Annotated in this window: 12 protein-coding genes and 1 pseudogene; 11 read left to right on the top strand and 2 right to left on the bottom strand. The window is 59.7% G+C overall.

Translation table 11 applies throughout. The features are described from left to right. The first annotated feature begins 173 nt into the window (after window positions 1-173). Window positions 174-2,459 (top strand): class I SAM-dependent DNA methyltransferase, encoded by a 2,286-nt coding sequence (locus tag GRI69_RS13495; RefSeq protein WP_202392027.1) that lies wholly within the window; start codon window positions 174-176, stop codon window positions 2,457-2,459. Then, the gene (locus GRI69_RS15885) at window positions 2,437-3,519 is read left to right on the top strand and encodes a type IIL restriction-modification enzyme MmeI (protein ID WP_202392028.1); all 1,083 of its coding nucleotides are present in this window, start codon (window positions 2,437-2,439) and stop codon (window positions 3,517-3,519) included. The genes GRI69_RS13495 and GRI69_RS15885 overlap by 23 nt, the downstream gene beginning before the upstream one ends. Before the next feature lie 45 nt (window positions 3,520-3,564). Here the strand turns inward: GRI69_RS15885 and GRI69_RS16440 are convergent. Further along, window positions 3,565-3,774: pseudogene (locus GRI69_RS16440) on the bottom strand (SpoIIAA family protein); the annotation flags it as partial. 138 nt (window positions 3,775-3,912) lie between these two features. Here GRI69_RS16440 and GRI69_RS13505 point away from each other — a divergent pair. From GRI69_RS13505 to GRI69_RS15890, 9 genes are all read left to right on the top strand, one after another. Continuing rightward, the gene (locus GRI69_RS13505) at window positions 3,913-5,364 is read left to right on the top strand and encodes an efflux transporter outer membrane subunit (protein WP_160728797.1); all 1,452 of its coding nucleotides are present in this window, start codon (window positions 3,913-3,915) and stop codon (window positions 5,362-5,364) included. After that, window positions 5,361-6,695 (top strand): efflux RND transporter periplasmic adaptor subunit, encoded by a 1,335-nt coding sequence (locus tag GRI69_RS13510; protein ID WP_160728798.1) that lies wholly within the window; start codon window positions 5,361-5,363, stop codon window positions 6,693-6,695. The genes GRI69_RS13505 and GRI69_RS13510 overlap by 4 nt, the downstream gene beginning before the upstream one ends. Further along, window positions 6,692-9,967: an efflux RND transporter permease subunit gene (locus tag GRI69_RS13515; RefSeq protein ID WP_160728799.1), complete on the top strand. Its 3,276-nt coding sequence runs from the start codon at window positions 6,692-6,694 to the stop codon at window positions 9,965-9,967. Before GRI69_RS13510 ends, GRI69_RS13515 begins: the two co-directional genes overlap by 4 nt. Beyond that, entirely contained in the window at window positions 9,967-11,121 is a 1,155-nt protein-coding gene (locus GRI69_RS13520) for a patatin-like phospholipase family protein (protein WP_160728800.1), read from the top strand. The genes GRI69_RS13515 and GRI69_RS13520 overlap by 1 nt, the downstream gene beginning before the upstream one ends. Window positions 11,122-11,257: 136 nt before the next feature. Then, window positions 11,258-12,049 carry a MipA/OmpV family protein gene (locus GRI69_RS13525; protein WP_160728801.1) on the top strand — a complete coding sequence of 264 codons (792 nt, stop codon included), beginning with the start codon at window positions 11,258-11,260 and terminating at the stop codon, window positions 12,047-12,049. Then, a complete protein-coding gene (locus tag GRI69_RS13530) occupies window positions 12,046-12,510 on the top strand; it encodes a GbsR/MarR family transcriptional regulator (protein WP_160728802.1) in 465 nt (154 codons plus the stop codon). Before GRI69_RS13525 ends, GRI69_RS13530 begins: the two co-directional genes overlap by 4 nt. Next, window positions 12,507-14,174: a mechanosensitive ion channel family protein gene (locus tag GRI69_RS13535; RefSeq protein WP_160728803.1), complete on the top strand. Its 1,668-nt coding sequence runs from the start codon at window positions 12,507-12,509 to the stop codon at window positions 14,172-14,174. The genes GRI69_RS13530 and GRI69_RS13535 overlap by 4 nt, the downstream gene beginning before the upstream one ends. Before the next feature lie 121 nt (window positions 14,175-14,295). Then, complete coding sequence (locus GRI69_RS13540; protein WP_160728804.1) at window positions 14,296-15,684, top strand: phospholipase D-like domain-containing protein; 1,389 nt, start codon at window positions 14,296-14,298, stop codon at window positions 15,682-15,684. Window positions 15,685-15,809: 125 nt separating this feature from the next. Next, window positions 15,810-16,589: a helix-turn-helix transcriptional regulator gene (locus GRI69_RS15890; protein WP_202391972.1), complete on the top strand. Its 780-nt coding sequence runs from the start codon at window positions 15,810-15,812 to the stop codon at window positions 16,587-16,589. Here the strand turns inward: GRI69_RS15890 and GRI69_RS13550 are convergent. After that, window positions 16,586-17,899, bottom strand: coding sequence for a tyrosine-type recombinase/integrase (locus GRI69_RS13550; RefSeq protein ID WP_160728188.1), 1,314 nt, complete (start codon window positions 17,897-17,899; stop codon window positions 16,586-16,588). The two genes, GRI69_RS15890 and GRI69_RS13550, sit on opposite strands and share 4 nt — an antisense overlap. Window positions 17,900-17,987: the final 88 nt, after the last annotated feature.

The raw sequence follows: 17,987 nt of genomic DNA on the forward strand, positions 1-17,987 counted from the left end.
ATCCAAGTCTTTAAGTCGCCAAAAACCAAAAAGGCGAATGGCGGCTTCGTACCTTCTGACCACCGGGAGCTGACTGTCGCCTTACGGCCCCATTCCTACCGTCGTGAGTTTGATTGCGCCAACAGGGAGCAACTGCGATTGCGTTTCAAACCTTCTAGCGGCAATTAGATGCAATGGGGGACACCACGGACAAGGTTGAGAAATTCATCGCCGCTTGGCGTGACACCGGTGGGTCGGAGCTCGCTAACACGCAAAGCTTCGTCAATGGCTTGTGTGACCTCATCGGGGTGCCGACGCCGGATGGAAGCAAGGCCGACGATGCCGAGAACGATTACGTATTCGAGCGCCGGGTCTTTGCCGACAATGGTGACGGGACCACCAGCTTTGGACGCATAGACTGCTATCGGCGTGGGGCTTTCATACTCGAAGCCAAGCAGGGTTCGGATGCTGACCGGCGAGCGGCGGAAGCAGGCGAGGAAGACCTCGATTTGTTCGGCCAGTCCGCTGCCCGCAGGATGAAGCGGGGCACTGCTCGGCGAGGAACCGGCGGTTGGACTGCCGCGATGATCGCGGCGAAAGGACAGGCGGAACGCTATGCCCGTTCCCTTCCGGTGGATCATGACTGGCCTCCGTTCCTCATCGTCACCGATGTCGGCTATTGCCTGGACATCTGGGCGGACTTCTCGGGCACGGGTAGGGCTTACACCCAGTTTCCGGACAGAGCCCGATATCGGATCATGCTCGAGGATCTGCGCGATCCTGATGTGCGCGAGCGACTACGTTGCCTCTGGACCGATCCTCTTGGTCTTGATCCGGCCGCGAAGGCTGCGCGAGTTACCCGGCAGATTGCGGACTTGCTGGCCAAGGTGGCCAAGCGACTGGAGGCACGCGACCATAACCCCGAGCGTGTCAGTGGCTTCCTCATGCGGTTGCTCTTCACCATGTTCGCCGAGGACAGCAAGCTGATCCCTGAGGAGAGTTTTACCGGTCTGCTGAAGGCGCAGCGGCAGCATCCAGAACATCTGGCCCCGCAGTTGTCGGCACTTTGGCAGGCAATGGATAAAGGCGAATTTGCCCCCGCTCTGGGGGTGCCGGTCAAGCGTTTCAACGGATATCTGTTCAAGGATCGCACTGCGCTCGACCTCGAAGCGGACGAGCTCGAGGTGCTGATCCAGGCAGCCGAACATAAATGGACAGAGGTCGAACCGGCTATCTTCGGGACACTGCTGGAACGTGCGTTGAACCCGAAAGAGCGAGCGAAACTCGGCGCGCATTACACGCCGCGCGCTTATGTCGAACGGTTGATTGCGCCCACCATCATGGAGCCGCTGCGCGCCGACTGGGATGGCGTTCGCACGGCCGCCGCCAGTCTGATCGATGATGGCAAAACCGATGCCGCACGGCTGCTGGTTGAGCGATTCCACACACGTCTCGCTGGCACCAAAGTCCTCGATCCTGCGTGTGGCACGGGCAACTTCCTCTACGTTGCAATGGCGCGGATGAAGGAGCTGGAAGGCGAGGTGCTGGAGCTTCTGGAGGAGTTGTCTTCCAGTGATGCCGAGAAGCAATACGTCGCTGATCTTACGGGCCACACCATCACGCCGGAAAACTTCCTCGGGTTAGAGATCAACCCGCGTGCGGTCGAGATTGCGCAGCTGGTCCTGTGGATCGGTTATCTTCAATGGCACTTCCGCGTGAACGGGCAGGAGCGGATGCCGAACGAGCCGATCCTCACCGGCCTGCGCACCATCGAACACCGTGATGCACTCATCGAATATGACGAGAAAGTGCTGGAGCGGGACGAGGAAAACCGGCCGGTTTCACGCTGGGATGGCGAGACGATGAAAGCCCATCCGGTGACTGGCAAGCTGGTGCCAGACGAGACCGCGCGCGTGGAAAGCTGGCTCTATCCGAACCCAAGAGTGGCCAAATGGCGCAAGGCCGATTTCATCGTCGGCAACCCGCCTTTTATAGGCGGGAAGGACGTGCGCGAGAGGCTTGGCGATGGCTACTTCGACGCCTTGTTCAAGGTGTCCGACGTGCCCGAAAGCGCGGATTTCGTGATGCATTGGTGGGACCGCGCGGCCAGCGCAGTTCGCGCCGGCAGTGCCCGCCGTTTCGGCTTCGTCACCACCAATTCCATCACGCAGGTCTTCAGTCGCCGGGTCACGGCAAAGCACCTCGACGCGAAGAAAGGAGTGGCCATAACCTATGCCATTCCCAATCATCCGTGGGTGGATGAGAAGGACGGTGCGGCGGTGCGGATCGCGATGACCGTTGGCGTTCCGGCTACTTCGCAGAGTGAGGGCCTGCTGCGCAGGGTAAGCGACGAGAGCAGTGCGCCCGACAGCATTCTTTTCACCGAAGAAACGGGCCGCATCGGTCCGGATCTGCGGGTCGGAGCCGATGTGACCAAGGCGGTTCCGCTGAAGGCGAATGATTTGCTCGCCTGGCGTTAAGCTACACGGCTCCGGCTTCATCGTCACACCAGAACAAGCAGAGCGGCTCGACCCATCATCAATCGATATCGCGCGCGGAGACAACGAGGTTAAACCCAGTATCCGTTCGGGGATCGGTAACGAGCCGCAAGTAATCTTCGAATACCGCAACGGCAAGGACCTGATGGCCCGCCCGCGCGGGGTCATGGTTATCGACACTTATGGCCTAAGCGAAGCCGAACTCCGTGAGCGGCACCCCTCGGTTTGGCAACATATTCATGACGAAGTAAAGCCGCACCGCGATACGAACAATCGCGCATCATACCGGGAAAATTGGTGGTTGTTCGGCGAGCAGCGCCCCGAAATCCGTAAGGCTCTGCGCGGGTGCGAACGCTACATAGTCACGCCAATTACGGCTAAGCACCGCACCTTCCAATTTCAGGCAATTGCGACGCTTCCGGACGATGCGCTAATCGTCATAGCAAGCGCCGATGCTTACCACCTAGGTGTGGTTGCAAGCGCGATCCATACCACTTGGGCTTCTCGGTTAGGCGGGACACTGGAAGACCGGTCACGCTACAACAACAGCCGCTGTTTCGACCCATTCCCGTTCCCGGCCGACGTGCCCGAACCGCTTGCAAACACGGTCCGAACAGAGGCGGAAGCGCTCGACGCGCTACGCAAGCGCGTGCTCGCCGAACACGATGATCTCACCCTTACCAAGCTTTACAATGTGCTCGAAGCCTTGCGCTCCGACCGCGCGCTGACCGACGCCGAACGCGACATTCACGATCGCGGTCTCGTCACTCTGATACGCCGCCATCACGACGCGATCGATGCCGCCGTGGCCGAAGCCTATGGCTGGCCAATAGACCTGCCGGAGGAAGAAATCCTTACCCGCCTAGTCGCGCTTAACCGCGAACGCGCAGCCGAGGAGTCGCGTGGCCTGATCCGCTACCTGCGCCCTGAATTTCAGGATCCGGGCTACCAGCCTCCCGTCAACGAAAGACTGGATCTGGGTGAGCCAGCGGCCCCGCTGCCCGACAATATCATCGCCTGGCCCAAGGACTTGCAACCATGACTGGTCTGCAATGACGGCGATCCGGTCCAGCCGGGTTAACATCCGCATCATGGCAGGCAAATGGCTCAATTCTTCGCCGAGTACCGACCAGTCGAACCCTTCGACGTTCTCGATATCAAACACGAGGTTGTCCTTTTTCGGTCCCTTGCCCATCGTCTCGGCCAGGTCAATTACCTGTGGCATGTCGGCAGATTGGACTTTCCCGCTGATTTTTACCTGCTGAACGTTCGGGGTGAGCTCGCTGATCGTGATCATTAGTAGTCCTTTCAGAACTTTCAGTTGCTATTGAATTGACTTAAGCATAAGCGCTCGGGCCGTTCCCCAAAGGAGTCTACCCTGCCTTTTTATCGGTCATCATTTCTGGATCGCAAATACCTGCTGGTACTGACGAGCGTGAGCCTTCTGGCCGCTTGTGCCTCTCCGCAGCTCGATCCCCCGGAACTGGCACAGAACCTTCCGGTAAACTTTGCTGCCGGTGGCGTTCCGGCCCAGCCGGACGATCAATGGTGGACCCGCTTTGGGGACGAACGACTCACCAGCTTGATCGAAGAAGCGGTTACAGAAAGTCCGCAGGTCGGGCAGGCGCTCGCCAGAGTGGAGCAGGCCCGGGCACAGGCGCGCATCCAACGCGCGGACCAGCTCCCGCAGATCTCCGCTTCGGGTAGCGCTTCGCGTTCGCGTCAGACGCTTGGTGGTCTTGGTCCGGTCGGAGCCATTCCGGGAGTCCCGGAGGGTGAAGAAGGACCGTCGGGCTTCGTGGTCGAGAATTACGCTCTCTCCCTCGACGTCAGCTGGCAAACCGACCTGTTCGGTGCGCTTCGCGCCCGAAACGCGGCGGCGCGGGCCGATTTTCTTGCCAGCGAAGCCAATCTTCGGGCTGCGCGGCAAGCTATCGCCGCGGAAACCGCGCGCGCCTATTTCAGCCTTGTCGAAGCGCGAGCGCAGGTCGCCCTGTCGGAAGAGGTCGTGGAGACCTTCGGCGAAATTGCCCGGCAGGTCGGCAATCGCGCAGATGTCGGTATCGCCCCGCCGAACGACAAGCTGCTTGCCATCTCGAACCTGCAATCGGCGATTGCAGGTTTGCAGCAGCGCGAGGAAACGGTCGAGCGTCTCACCCGTCAGCTCGAAACCCTGCTGCGCGATTATCCCGCCGGGTCCCTGCCCACTGCGACTGTTCTTCCGGCAATCCCTGCGCCGCCGCCAGTCGGACTGCCGGTGGATCTGCTCACGCGCAGGCCGGACGTGGCGGCTGCCGAATACAACTTGCGCGCGGCTGGCTTTCGCACCGCCGCTGCACAAAGGTCGCTCTTGCCTTCGCTCAACCTGACCGGGTCGGCCGGCACCGCGAGCGACGAACTGGCCAATCTGCTGGATGGTGATTTCTTCGTATGGTCGATTGCCGGTGCCTTGCTCCAGCCGATCTTCCAGGGTGGGCGGCTTCGCGCGCAGGTTCGACTTGCCGAAGGACAGCGGGACGAAGCTGTCGAACTCTACGTCGATACGCTCCTGACCGCACTGTCCGAGGTGGAAACCGCACTGGCGGTAGACGATGAACTTGCCGCCCGAGAAGCAGCACTGGTCAGCGCCGCCGACGCATCCCAGCAGTCGGTCGATATATCCTTCAATCGCTATCGCGCAGGCATAGACCCGTTTCTGACCGTGCTGCAGAGCCAGCAAAGCGCGCTCGATGCCCGCAGCGCGGTCATTGCAACCCGGCGGGCCCGACTCGAAAACCGGATCGCCCTCCATCTTGCTCTTGGGGGCGGCTTCGGTTCGCCCTCCACCACTCCAGTCTTCATTGGCGACGGCCCTGCTGCGCCCACCCCTCAGGATACCAACCGATGAAACCCATATACGCTATTCCGGCCAGCCTTTTGCTGGTGCTGTCAGCCTGCGGAGGCGGCAGCGAAGAACCGGATGCCGATGAAGTCGCAGCGGCCGAAGAGGCGCAGGCAGTCAGCGTGCGTGTGGCCCGCGTTTCGGAAGGTTCGATACAATCATGGGTTTATGCCCAAGGCACTGCTCGAGCAGCGCAGCGTGAGTTCCTCTCTTTCGAAAGCGCTGGCCGGATCGCCTATCTTGATCCGCGTCTCGAAGAAGGTGACCGCGTTCGCCGCGGTCAGGTGATTGCCTATCAGCAGCAGGCCCGCGCGGAAGCCGAAGTTGCCAACGCCAGGTCGAGCCTCGCCAACGCGCGCACCGAAGTGCAGGTGGCTCAGGCCAACCAGAGACAGGCAGCCGCCAGCCTCGAACTGGCCCGCGAGACCTTCGAGAGGTACCGCCAGCTACTGGCGTTGAATTCAGCGTCCGAACAGGAATACGACGAGGCCGAGGCGCGGCTTGCCGAAGCGCGCGCCGCCAAGGACAAGGCCGACGCCCAGCTTGCCGCCGTCCGGGCGAACGTGAACGCGGCACAGGCCGGTGTCGACGAGGCACAGGTGAGCGTCAGCGAAAGTCGCATCGTCTCGCCGATCAACGGCGTCATTGCGCGTCTCAACATCGAGCAGGGCCAGTACTTCTCGCCGCAGGCCATTCAGACGAACAGTGAATCCGGCGCTTTATCCAGTGTTCCGGTTGTCATCATCAATCCATCGAGTTTCGAAGTTACCGTTCAATTGCCCGCCTTCGAACGGGACGCGGTCGAGATCGGCTCCGAAGTGCTGATCGATGCCGGTAACGGCACGGCGGGGACCGCAAGGCAGGCCGAAGCGCGGCCGGGTATCGGTGCAGGACGAGCGCCGGGCCTTAACGTGAGCGATTTCGCCGTGCGCGGGCGCGTGGTGGCAATTTCGCCTTCTCTCGATCCGGAACGCCGATCCTTTAAGGTGACAGTCCGCACCAATAGCGGTGCCGTCCGACTGCAGGATGGCGAATTTGTCACCACGTGGATCGCAGGCCGACAGGTCGAAGACGTTCCAATCGTGCCTTACGACGCAATTCGGTTCGAGGATAACCGAGCGTTTGTCTTCGTTTACGACCCCAAAACCAGAACTGCGCGAAGGACGTCGGTCGAATTGGGACTACAGGGGATCGAAGGTGTGGCGATCGCCTCGGGCCTCGACGCTGGCGCTCCGATCGTGACGAGCGGCATCGAGCGCCTGTCGGATGGCGACCGGGTTCGCCGAATCGGGGAGAATCGCGGACAATTCGGTAGCCGCGCAGGTGACTCCCAGTGAGCGATCAGCAACCGGACGCCAATCTCCCGCAGGACGAAGACGGGGTTGAAGGGACTACCCTAAGCGAAACGGGCAGTGAAAGCGAAGCCGTGGCAAACGCCAGCGGGTTCAAGAAGTTCTTCTTCCTCAAGACGACCTTCGGCATCCTTCTGACAACACTGTTCGTGGTCGGTGGGGTCATGGCCTATTTCAGCCTGGTCAAGGAATCGCTCCCCGACCTCGACATTCCGCAGGCGACCATCACCACCACCTGGCCCGGCGCCGATCCGACCACGATGGAAGAACAGGTCACGCAGGAAATCGAGGACGAGCTGACCACGCTCGCCGACGTCAAGGCGATCAACAGCGCTTCCTTCGACAGCTTCTCGCTGATTTCCGTCGAGTTCGACGCCAGCGCGGATTCGGGCGAAGCCATCGCACGTTTGCGCGAAACCGTGGCCGACGCCGAGGCAAACCTGCCGTCGGAAGCCGAGAAACCGGCGATCGAACAGGTTTCCGTCGATGATCGGCCCGTGCTCACGGTTGCACTTTATGGTGATGCTGGCCCCGCGGCGTTCAGCGCGCTGGGCGAGGATTTGCAGGACCGGCTGGAGCGGATCGGCGGCGTCAACGAGGTCGACGTGGCCGGCGTGCGCGAGGAAATCGTCCAAGTGCTGCTCGAGCCCCAGCGACTGCTGGCGCTCGGTCTGTCGCCCGTACAGGTGCGCGATGCCATCACCCGCGCCAATCTTGAACAACCGTTTGGCGAAATCGAAAGCCAGGAAATCGGTGCAGTCGTCCGTCTGGAAGGACAGTTCCAGACGATTGACGACCTTCGCGCGCTACCGGTGGCTCGCTTTGGCGACGGCGCAAGCGGCCGCCCTGTATTGCTGGGCGAGATCGCAACTGTGCGCCGTCAGCTCGAAACCGAAGAATCGCGCACTTTCTACAGTGAGGACGGCGAACGCTTCCGACCTTCGGTAAGTCTTTCGGTCAAGAAGGTACCCGGAGCCGATACGATCCAGCTGATCGAGGACGTGCTGGCTGACATCGATGCCTATGCGCAGACCACGGCTTGGCCACAAGGCGTCGAACATACCGTGGTGCAGAACGAGGCCGAGACGATCTGGGATTCGCTCATCAACGTCTTCAACAACGGATGGCAGGCGATGCTGGCGGTGTTCATCATCCTGTTCCTCGTGCTGACTTGGCGCGAGGGGCTTATCGCAGGCCTGTCGATCCCGGTCACCTTCTGCGGGGTATTGGTCGTCATCCTGTTGATGGGGTATTCGCTCAACGAGCTGGTCATCATCGGCATGGTGCTCGCCCTCGGCCTGCTCGTCGATGTGTTCATCCTGATGATGGAAGGGCTTCACGAGGACATCTACACCAACAACAAGAGCTTTGGGGAAGCGGCGCTCAGCACCATTGATCGCTATGCCATGCCGGCCTTCGCTGGCCAGTTGACGACAATCCTCGCGCTCGCGCCGCTGATGGCTATCGGTGGCGTTTCCGGTAAATTCATTCGCGTCCTGCCGATCACGGCCATCGCATGTCTCATGCTGGCTTACATCGTGGCGCTGTTCGCAGCCGTACCGCTCTCGCGCTACCTGCTCCAACGCGTTGCCGACGGGGACACAAAGGAAGAAACCAGCAAGGCCGACGCCGTGGCGGCAGATGCTTCCGGCTGGCTGGAACGCTTCACGCAAGCCAACATCATCTCCAGCCGCAAGCGAGCCTGGACCTGGGTAGGCGGCGCGGTGGGGGTGTTCCTGTTGTCGTGCGTGGCCATCGCGCAGACATCGCTAGTGCTCTACCCCAAGACCGATGGCGAAAACCTCGGCATCAACATCGAGCTTCCCGCCTCTACGCAGCTCGAAACGTCGCAGAGGATTGCCGACGAAGTTGGCGAGCTGCTTCTCGAAAAACCCTACTTCGCCGATCTTATCAAGTTGGTGGGCAGCAAGAGTCCGTTTGCCAGCGGTTCGGTTGCCGCATCGTTGCAACCGTCGACGGCGGAAAATTTCATCGGCTTCTCCGCTACTTTCGTAGAACGTGGAAACCGCGATGCAGCAGGTTACGAACTGGCCGACGATCTGCGTGAAGAACTTCAAGCCTATCTCGACGCCAATGTTGCCGGCGCCGACCTGCTCGTGGTGGCGGAAACCGGCCAGCCCACTTCCGGCGATTCCATCGAAATCATCTTGACCGGGCCGGAAATGGCCAAGTTGCAGGAGCTGTCGGAAGAGGTGCAAGCCCTACTTGGGGACGAATCCGGGGTCGTCGACATTCGCGATAATTTGGGCAGTGTTACCGGCGAGATAGCTCTACGTCCGAACCGCGAGGCACTCGACTTCTTCGGTCTCACCCAGGCCGATCTCGCAGCGCAGATACGCTTTGCGCTTTCGAACGACCAGGTCGGCGAGTTCGTGACCCCGGGACCGGAAGACGACCTGGAAATCCGCGTCGGGACCGATTGGCCCAGCCGCGGCGGGTTTGAAGCCGGTGGGCCCTCCCGGTACGAGGAATTGGCGCTGGTACGCGCCTTTACGCCCAGCGGGGAGAGCGTTGCTCTGCTGTCGCTGCTGGAGCCCGTGCAATCCGAAGCGGCTGTAGCGGTCAGCCACAAGGATGGGGAACGCGCTTTGACAGTGCTGGCAAAAGATCAGGGCCGCCCGGTGACAGAGATTATCGACGCAGTGACCCCCAAACTGGAAGCCGCGATGGAGGAATGGCCACAGGGCTACGCTTTTGCTGTTGGGGGGGAAGCCGAAGAAACGGCGGAAACCTTCGGCTCCGCCGGTATCGCGTTGGCCGTCGCGATCATCATGGTTTTCGGCGTGCTGGTAATCGTGTTCGACAGTTTCCCACAGGCCTTCATCCTGCTCACCACCATGCCTATGGCGCTGATCGGGACGTTCCTCGGCTTTTTCGCATTCGGCCTCAGCTTGTCGTTCTTCGCTGTCGTCGGCGTGATCGCACTGATCGGCATCGTGGTGAACAACGGCATTGTCATGGTGGACACGATGAATTCGCGACTGCTCGAAGGGTTCTCGATCGCCGATGCGGCTGCAAGAGGAGCAGCCGATCGCCTGCGTCCGATCCTGACGACATCGGTCACGACCATCGTCGGCCTCGTTCCGCTGGCGATCGGCAGTCCGATGTATCGTCCGCTTTGCTTCGCAATCATGTTCGGCCTTGTTTCGTCGACGATCCTGTCGCTGTTCATCATCCCCGCGCTCTACACCCTGCTAACCCGCAAGAGCCGCGCACAAGCGGAGGCGCTCGACTGATGCTCCGCTTGTTCGCCCTACTGTTGTCACTTTCGCTTGCACTAGGTGGATGCGCTACGTGGCCTGATCGCATTCCTCGCCTGGAAGCGCAGGCCGAAGCGGCGCAATTGCCCGGCTTTGAATCGGTCCGATATTGGGCCGATGCGCCTCCGGCAACATTCGCCTCCATGCGCGAAGAAATGGCGACCGGCGCACCGGAAAGACGGGCCGATACCCTGCTTGCGTTATCTGGCGGGGCGGACGACGGTGCCTATGCGGCGGGTTTTCTCAAGGGCTGGAGCGATAGCGGAGAGCGTCCGCAATTCTCGATCGTCTCGGGCATCAGCACCGGCGCTTTGATCGCGCCTTTTGCGTTTCTTGGTCCGGAATATGACGAGAGTCTGCGCGCGTTCTATACCGAGATCTCGCGAAAGGACATCTACCGGCAGAGAGGCATCGTTGGTCTACTGACGCAGCCAAGCTTGGCCGATGCTGCGCCACTTACAGAACTGATCGCCGCCAATATCGACGAAGCGATACTGGATGCAATCGCTCTTGAGCATGAGAAGGGGCGCAGGCTGCTGGTCCAGACAACCAATCTGGATGCAGGTCGCGGCGTGATCTGGGATATGGGTGCGATTGCCCGAAGTAGTAATCTACGGCGTCTCGAACTCTTTCGCAGCGTGCTGCTCGCATCCGCCAGCGTGCCGGGGCTCTTCGCACCGGTCATGATCGAGGTTGCGGACGGGCAGACGAAGTTTGCCGAGATGCATGTCGATGGTGCAGTGACAGCAGGCTTTCTGGCAGTTCCCGAAACCATGGCCATATCCAGCGAGGTGCGACCGGGGTTCGGGCAGGATCGCATATTCATTATTCTCAACAGTCGTCTGCGCCCACGCTACGAAACGGTCGACCCTTCCACATTTTCGATTATCGGGCGCGCTCTCGATACCGTCCTGTCGGCCTACGACCGGGCAAGCCTGGCCAACGCACAGCACTTCGCTGCCAACAACAATGTCGACTTGGCTATCAGCTACATCGGACGCGACTTCGACGTCGAAACCGAAGAACTTTTCTCGCAACCCTATATGAATGCGTTGTTCCAACACGGCGTCGAGCGGGGTCGCACCGGAGCTTGGTCTGGCGGTCTCGACGAAACGGCGGAAAGCCGATGACTTCAACCTGTCGAACGATGTGTGTTTGCTTACGGCTATCCTCGCCGCGAACCGCATTCTCATCTTCGGTTTCAGCTTCATCGCCTAGTTCACCATCAAGCGGCTCTGATCTGCTCGCAGGAAACGGAATTACCCAATGAAAACAGCACATATTTTATCGATTTGCGCGCTCGGCCTCGGCTTCACGATGGCCGCGCCCGCCATGGCACAAGACGATACCGAGAAACCCGGCCGTACACGCGTAGCGCTGGGTCCGCAGCTGGTTCCCAGCTATCCTGGTTCCGACACGCTCGCAATTCGGCCATTGATCGATGTCTCACGAGCGGATGCCGGCGAGGATTTCAAGTTCGAGGCACCTGACGAAAGTTTCGGTTTCGCGGTTATTCGCGGCAGCAATTTGTCATTGGGCCCGTCGCTCGGTTTTGAGGGAAAGCGATCCTCCGACGATGTGGGAGGGCTGGCGGAAGTAGGTTTTTCGTTCGAACTGGGCGGCTTCGCGCAACTTGAAATGGGCGAGAACCTTCGCTTTCGCGCGGAGGCACGCCAAGGGGTCACCGGTCATGACGGCTTCATCTCCGTGCTGAGCGCGGACTACGTCTTGCGCGATGGCGACAGGCAATTGCTTTCCTTCGGTCCACGCGTGACGATTACCGACAGTAATTATCAGGATGCGTACTTCGGTATTCGGCCGCAGGACACATCGCTTGGTCTGCCCGCTTTCGATGCGGACGGGGGTGTGCAATCGGTCGGCGTAACGATTGGATACATTCAGCAACTCAGCCCGCGTTGGGGCATTTACAGCTACACGAAATACGAGCGGCTTCTCGGCGATCCGGCTGATTCCCCGGTAGTCGCTGCATTCGGTTCGCGCGACCAGTTCGCCGGCGGAATTGCCCTGACCTATACTTTTGGGAAAGGTATCGAATGAGCGACAAACCCGTAACTCTTACCCCTGCCGAGATCGATTTTATCGAACGGATGGGGATTAACGCGGAGGCCGACGGCCAGGCGCGCATCACCGGCCGCATATGGGGATTGCTGATGGTGATGGGGCGGATGCTCACTTCAGCCGAAATCGCAGAGACGCTTAAAGTCAGTCGGGGTAGTGTCAGCACCAATCTTCGCCTTCTGGAAGGCCTCGAAATCATCGAGCGTCGGTCGAAACCGGGCGAGCGCGAGATCTATTTCGCGATGTGCCCGAACCCCTACACTTCCCTTACGAAACAATTCGCCAAGCGGTTCGCGAACCACCGGCGCATGGTGGAGGAAGCCGCAGCCAGGATCGAGCGGCAGGAAGGCCAGCAAAACCTCGCCAACCTGGCGCGTTTCTACGAGCTTATGGAGCAGTGCCATCGGGCCTTGCTCCGCGAAATGGACGACCACGAATGAAAGCGGGACTTGCCTTCTTCCGTATTCTGATCGCTGCGATTGGGCTTGCATCTGCATCATTTGGAGCTGCGCAAACGCTACCGGGAATCGAACCGCCGCCCGAAGAAATCGTCACCGAGCCGACGGCGGATCCATTCGGACGCGAAACACCCCGTGGCTCTATCACCGGATTGCTTCGGGCTCTGGCCGATGGGGATTACTTGCGTGCCTCCCAGTATTTCCCGGCCGAAGAAGGTCTTGGTGCAGAAGCAGAGAGCGAAGTTTCGGAAGACGGCGCCGACGCCTCGACCGCAGATGCGGATGCACAACCAGACCTGGACCGAAGAGCAGAACTGGCGCGGAAACTGCAGATCGCGCTGGATAGCGGAGGAAGCCTATTGGCGTTCCCGCTCCTATCGAACGGGCCAGCAGGCGTCGTCGATGACGGCTTGGCGCAAAACCTCGAACAGGTCGGCACACTTTCCAGTGGAGAAGATGCCGCTCCGATCCTGTTGCAGCAGATCACCGCTGCTGATGGCAGCTTGCAATGGCGCATAGCTCCCGTAACGGCTGAAGAAATCGCCGACTTCGTTCCTGCCGAGGCGGTTGAAGAGGCTATCACCGAAAAGGGGATCGCTCTCGCTGGCGCTTCCCTGATCGACTGGCTCAAACTCATCGTGCTTGCGCTGCTTGCCTTTGCCGCTTTTCGGTTGCTGGCGGCGCTATTGCTGGCAGTTTTACGTCGGGTAATAACCGACCATGACGCGAGTCCCATCTATCGGTTCCTACATGCGGCAATGCCGCCGCTGTCGCTCTATCTGGCGGTCCTGACCTTCTACGCCACTGCTGGCGATCTTGAGGTTTCGATCGTCGCGCGGCAGACGTTACTGCGCTACGCAGCCATTGTTGCTTGGATAGCTCTGGCATGGTTCGCGCTGCGGCTTGTCGATGCCATCGCCCGCATCGTGACCGGGCGCATGCATCGAGCCGAACGTCGTCAGGCCGTCACGATCGTCAGCTTCCTTCGCCGCGGCGCAAAAGTGTTGTTGCTGGCTATCGCATTCGTGGCTGTGCTGGATACGGTCGGGCTGGATGTGACTACCGGCATCGCAGCACTCGGCATTGGCGGCCTTGCACTGGCGTTGGGAGCGCAGAAAACCATCGAGAACCTGGTCGGTTCGGTCACGTTGATCGCCGACAAGCCCGTGCAGGTGGGTGACGCTGCGCAGATCGGCGATGTGTTTGGAACGGTCGAAGATATCGGAATGCGTTCCACTCTCGTGCGAACGCTGAACCGCACGCTTGTATCGATCCCCAACGGATACCTCGCATCGGAGCGGATCGAGAATTACGCGCTGCGGGACCGCTTCCTTTTCCATCAGACAATAGGCGTCACTTACGATACCGATGCCCAACAGATGGAGCGATTGCTCGGCGAATTGCGGACCATCATCGCTGAGGACGGGAACATCATCGACGATGATGCGCGGGTCCGTTTCCACGGTTTCGGTAACAGCGCACTACAGATCGAGATATTCGCTTACTTCAATACCCGTTCCTATCCGGAATCGCTGGCAATGCAGGAAACGCTGCTGTTCGCGATCATGCGCAAGCTGGATGAAATCGGGATCGATTTCGCTTTCCCAACGCAGACCATCCATGTGCAAAACGATATCGCCGATTGATCATATGTTACTACCGAGATCACGGCAGAAAGAGACGCGCAGGCCCAGCAGCGCATTAGGCGATACCGGACTTTCGACGTTGGGTTTGGGCGCGTCGCAAAGAGGTTCCGAACATCCGGGCATGACCGGTATCGATTTGCTTGACGACGGCCTTGATGCCTTTGCAATCCGAAAGGTGTTATTGGAATTTGCAGAGCGGTCGATCGATCTGCAATATTACATCTGGCACGATGACCTGACGGGCAATCTGATGCTGGAACAGGTTCGCGCGGCAGCGGCGCGGGGGGTTCGGGTTCGGCTCCTCCTCGATGACAATGGTATTGCAGGATTGGATGATGTGCTCCGCTGGATGGCGGATCTGCCCAACATCGAGATTAGGGTGTTCAACCCCTTCCGCAGCCGCCGTTTAAAACCGCTCGATTTTCTATTCCGCTTCCGCCGCGCAAACCGGCGGATGCATTCGAAAAGCTTCACGGTCGACAATCAGGTAACGATTGTGGGTGGACGCAATATTGGCGACGAATATTTCGCCGCCAAGCGCGAGGGAATGTTTGCCGATCTCGATGCCGTCTGCATCGGTCCGGTGGTGCAGGAAGTTTCCGACTGCTTCGATCGATTCTGGAACTCGCCTCTCGCTGTGCCGATAGATGCACTCGTTCCCGAGGTCGCCGAGACAAGAGCACAGAAGCTGGAAACTCGTATCAGGCGGCTCACGGGTGGGACGCAATCCATTAGCTACGGCAAGCAGGTTGAAGAAGGGTCATTGCTGGGCTGCATCGGGCGGGGAGAGATCGAACTGACTTGGGCGCCGGTTCAGCTGGTCAGCGATCCCCCGGAAAAAGTGCTTGCAGCGCGCGAAACGGGCGGCCCGTTACTCGATGCCCTTACCGGGATAATCGGTGAGCCGACGAAAGAACTGCTGATCGTATCAGCATACTTCGTCCCGACCAAAAATGGGGCCAACGCCCTTGGAGAAATGGCGCAGCGAGGCGTGGACGTGCGGGTGCTGACGAATTCCTACGCTTCCACGGATGTTGGTGCTGTGCACGCGGGTTACGCCAAACATCGCAAACTGCTCATTCAAGCCGGAGTGCAGCTGTTCGAAGTGCCGGCACCCGATGACGAACCCAAAACCGCCCGTAAGTTCGTGCGCACCGGTTCCCGGGAGCGAGACGAAAGCCCAGGTTCAACCTTGCATGCCAAAGCCTATTCCGTGGACGGAACCCGTCTATTCGTAGGGTCGCTCAATTTCGATCCCCGCTCCTTTTCGCTGAATACAGAGTTGGGCATCGTGATCGACAACGTCGCGTTGGCGAAACAAATGCGCCAGTCTTTCGACGACACAATTGCGCGCAACACCTATCGTCTAGTTCTGGACAGCAACGAGCTTGGTTGGATCGACACGCGCGATGATGATCCGGTAATCGAGCGGATAGAACCAGGGACTACATTTTTTTCGCGGATAGCCGTCCGGGCGTTGGAGCGCTTACCGATCGATTGGCTATTATAACATTCGCTCAAAGCGAACCGAATGTCTTCTTATGGGTAACAGGCTCCTCTTTCGGAATGGCCGAAATGAGGGCGCAAAGCTCCCATTCCGTTGCTCTTGTTTCGCAGGCTGCTAACTATTCCTCGATGACCAACTCGATTTCTCCTTGGTCTCCCTATGTGGGGCGCACTTCGATGGTGTCGGCGGGGCGAAAAACGCTCACTTCGGCGTTTGCCGACCTTGTCGTTTCTCGTCAGGGGTTCCAGTCCTACGAATTACCCGATATCTTCTCTGCTCCTGTGGATGAAGGTGAGAACGACGCGGCGCGCGATCTCGTCCGGCTCGAGGCCGAGCATCTGTCTCGCATGTTTGCGAACGGCCGCCTTACCAGTTTTGCACGCCCACTGGGCGGCGGTGAGGTTACCACTATCGCATCTGAGTTTTGGGAACTCGACGATCCGTTGCCGCGCTTCGCAACCGGTGTGTTGAATCTAGAACAATGGGCTGACGAAGGTGCCGAACCAACCCATCGCATCTTCGTCGATGGTCAGCAGTTCGATGGTTGGCTCGCAAGCCTCAAGCCACTCGGACCGCTGTCCAACCGGCAGGTCGAGGAAATCGTCGACCCGCAATTGCGCGCGACAAGGTCTGTTGCCAGACGGAGCGCACAGTGTGGGTTCGGCCAAGCCGACGGGGTAGTGGATGGGCATCAGCATGAGATGTCCACCCCGCCCGGGGTCGGTCCCGAATTTCTCACGGTAAAAGAAGTCAGCACGCTTGTCGGTCGTAGCCGGTCCTCAATCTACGAGGATGAGAAGAAGGGACAATTCCCCGAGCGCGTAAAAATTGGAGCCAGTTCTCGCTGGGCGAAATCCGAAGTGCTTGCCTGGATCGCTGAACAGGCGACAAAGCGCGGCGAAGGCTAGCGTCGCTTGCGTCTGGGGCTATCGACGACCTCTTCGGGCGGTATCGCTCCTTCCATAATCATGTCAGCCCAGCGTTGGGCGAGTTCGCGGCGGCGCGGTTTGTACGCAGCGCGATTATACCGCAGTTCGCTTGCACTCATTCCCTTGGGGGTGTGCGCGAGCATCAGATCGATGATCATGCGATCGGCCAAGAGCCGCACATCGTTGCCTAGTTCCCGCTCAGCCTGTTCGTTCATGATGGTCGAGAAACTGGAGCGCCAGCCATGTGGCACGTGTCGACCCTTGTAGCCTTCGCGATTGTACAGATAGCCGATGGCATTCTCGCTGATTGGCTTGGTGCCTGAACGCGCGCCAGGAAAAGCAAATGACGAGCGTCCCGTGAGCCAGCGCACAGCGCGTAGAGCGTCGACGGCCTGCTTGGAAAGCGGGATCGGATGGCTGAAGGCTTCATCACTGCGCAGGTGGAGCTCCTGCTTGATCTTTTCCGCAGGAACCGTCCACAATGCATCGCTGCTATCGGCTTCGGGATCAGCCCAGTCGATACCAGTGATGTCATTCCATTCCATGAAGCGCACCATGCCGGGACGTTGCGCCGTAAGTGCGAGTATCCTGGCTGCCAAGCGATTAACCGGTGAAGCCCCGGCCCGATCGATATCTGTCATGAATCCTCGTATCGCTTCGACAGACAGCAAGGCCGGATAGCGCTTTGCGGGAGGCAGTGGTCTCAACGCATCATTGATTGCGGTGGCGGGGTTCTCGAGCTTCGCGCCCTCGGCATTTGCATAGCGATAGACTGCGGCAACACGCTGTTTGAGTCGCCTTGCCGTCTCGATGGCACCACGATTTTCAACCTTGCGCAGGACGGCCAGGAGCAGCGGCTTGTCGATATCGGCCAACGGCATGGAGCCAAGATCGGGAAAGATGTCACGCTCGAGGCTGGTGATGACGTCGTTAGCGTGCACAGGCTTCCAGCGTCCCAATTGAAGCGCGTGCCATTCGCGGGCCACCACTTCGAAGGACTTTGACACCCCCTCGTCCCCGACGAGACGCCCGCGTTTCACAGCATGCCGAGGGTCCCGTCCTTCGCGAAGTATCTTCTTCGCCTCGTCACGTTTTTCACGTGCTTCGGCGAGAGAGACCTCAGGATATGTGCCCAAAGTGAGCAAGCGCTCCTTCTTTTCGAACCGATATTTATAGCGCCAGCTTATGTGCCCCTTGCCTGATATGTGCAGGTGAAGTCCGCGGCTATCGGTGAGCTTGTAGGCCTTGTCCCTCGCCGCTGCCGCGCGCGCAGCCTTATCCGTCAGCATCCGATACCCCCAATCCGCACTCACGTTACCCCCAATCTACCCCCGCATGCCCTCGGCTAGGGGTAAATTGGCATGGACAACATAGGAG

It is taken from the genome of Qipengyuania vulgaris (genome assembly GCF_009827325.1).
GTDB lineage: Bacteria > Pseudomonadota > Alphaproteobacteria > Sphingomonadales > Sphingomonadaceae > Qipengyuania > Qipengyuania vulgaris.

Bases quoted from the DNA above. Each gene is read 5' to 3' on its own strand.
- GRI69_RS13495 (WP_202392027.1), top strand. From the start codon at position 174: ATGGGGGACACCACGGACAAGGTTGAGAAATTCATCGCCGCTTGGCGT.
- GRI69_RS15885 (WP_202392028.1), top strand. From the start codon at position 2,437: ATGATTTGCTCGCCTGGCGTTAAGCTACACGGCTCCGGCTTCATCGTC.
- GRI69_RS13510 (WP_160728798.1), top strand. From the start codon at position 5,361: ATGAAACCCATATACGCTATTCCGGCCAGCCTTTTGCTGGTGCTGTCA.
- GRI69_RS13520 (WP_160728800.1), top strand. From the start codon at position 9,967: ATGCTCCGCTTGTTCGCCCTACTGTTGTCACTTTCGCTTGCACTAGGT.
- GRI69_RS13525 (WP_160728801.1), top strand. From the start codon at position 11,258: ATGAAAACAGCACATATTTTATCGATTTGCGCGCTCGGCCTCGGCTTC.
- GRI69_RS13530 (WP_160728802.1), top strand. From the start codon at position 12,046: ATGAGCGACAAACCCGTAACTCTTACCCCTGCCGAGATCGATTTTATC.
- GRI69_RS13535 (WP_160728803.1), top strand. From the start codon at position 12,507: ATGAAAGCGGGACTTGCCTTCTTCCGTATTCTGATCGCTGCGATTGGG.
- GRI69_RS13540 (WP_160728804.1), top strand. From the start codon at position 14,296: ATGACCGGTATCGATTTGCTTGACGACGGCCTTGATGCCTTTGCAATC.
- GRI69_RS15890 (WP_202391972.1), top strand. From the start codon at position 15,810: ATGACCAACTCGATTTCTCCTTGGTCTCCCTATGTGGGGCGCACTTCG.
- GRI69_RS13550 (WP_160728188.1), bottom strand. From the start codon at position 17,899: ATGCTGACGGATAAGGCTGCGCGCGCGGCAGCGGCGAGGGACAAGGCC.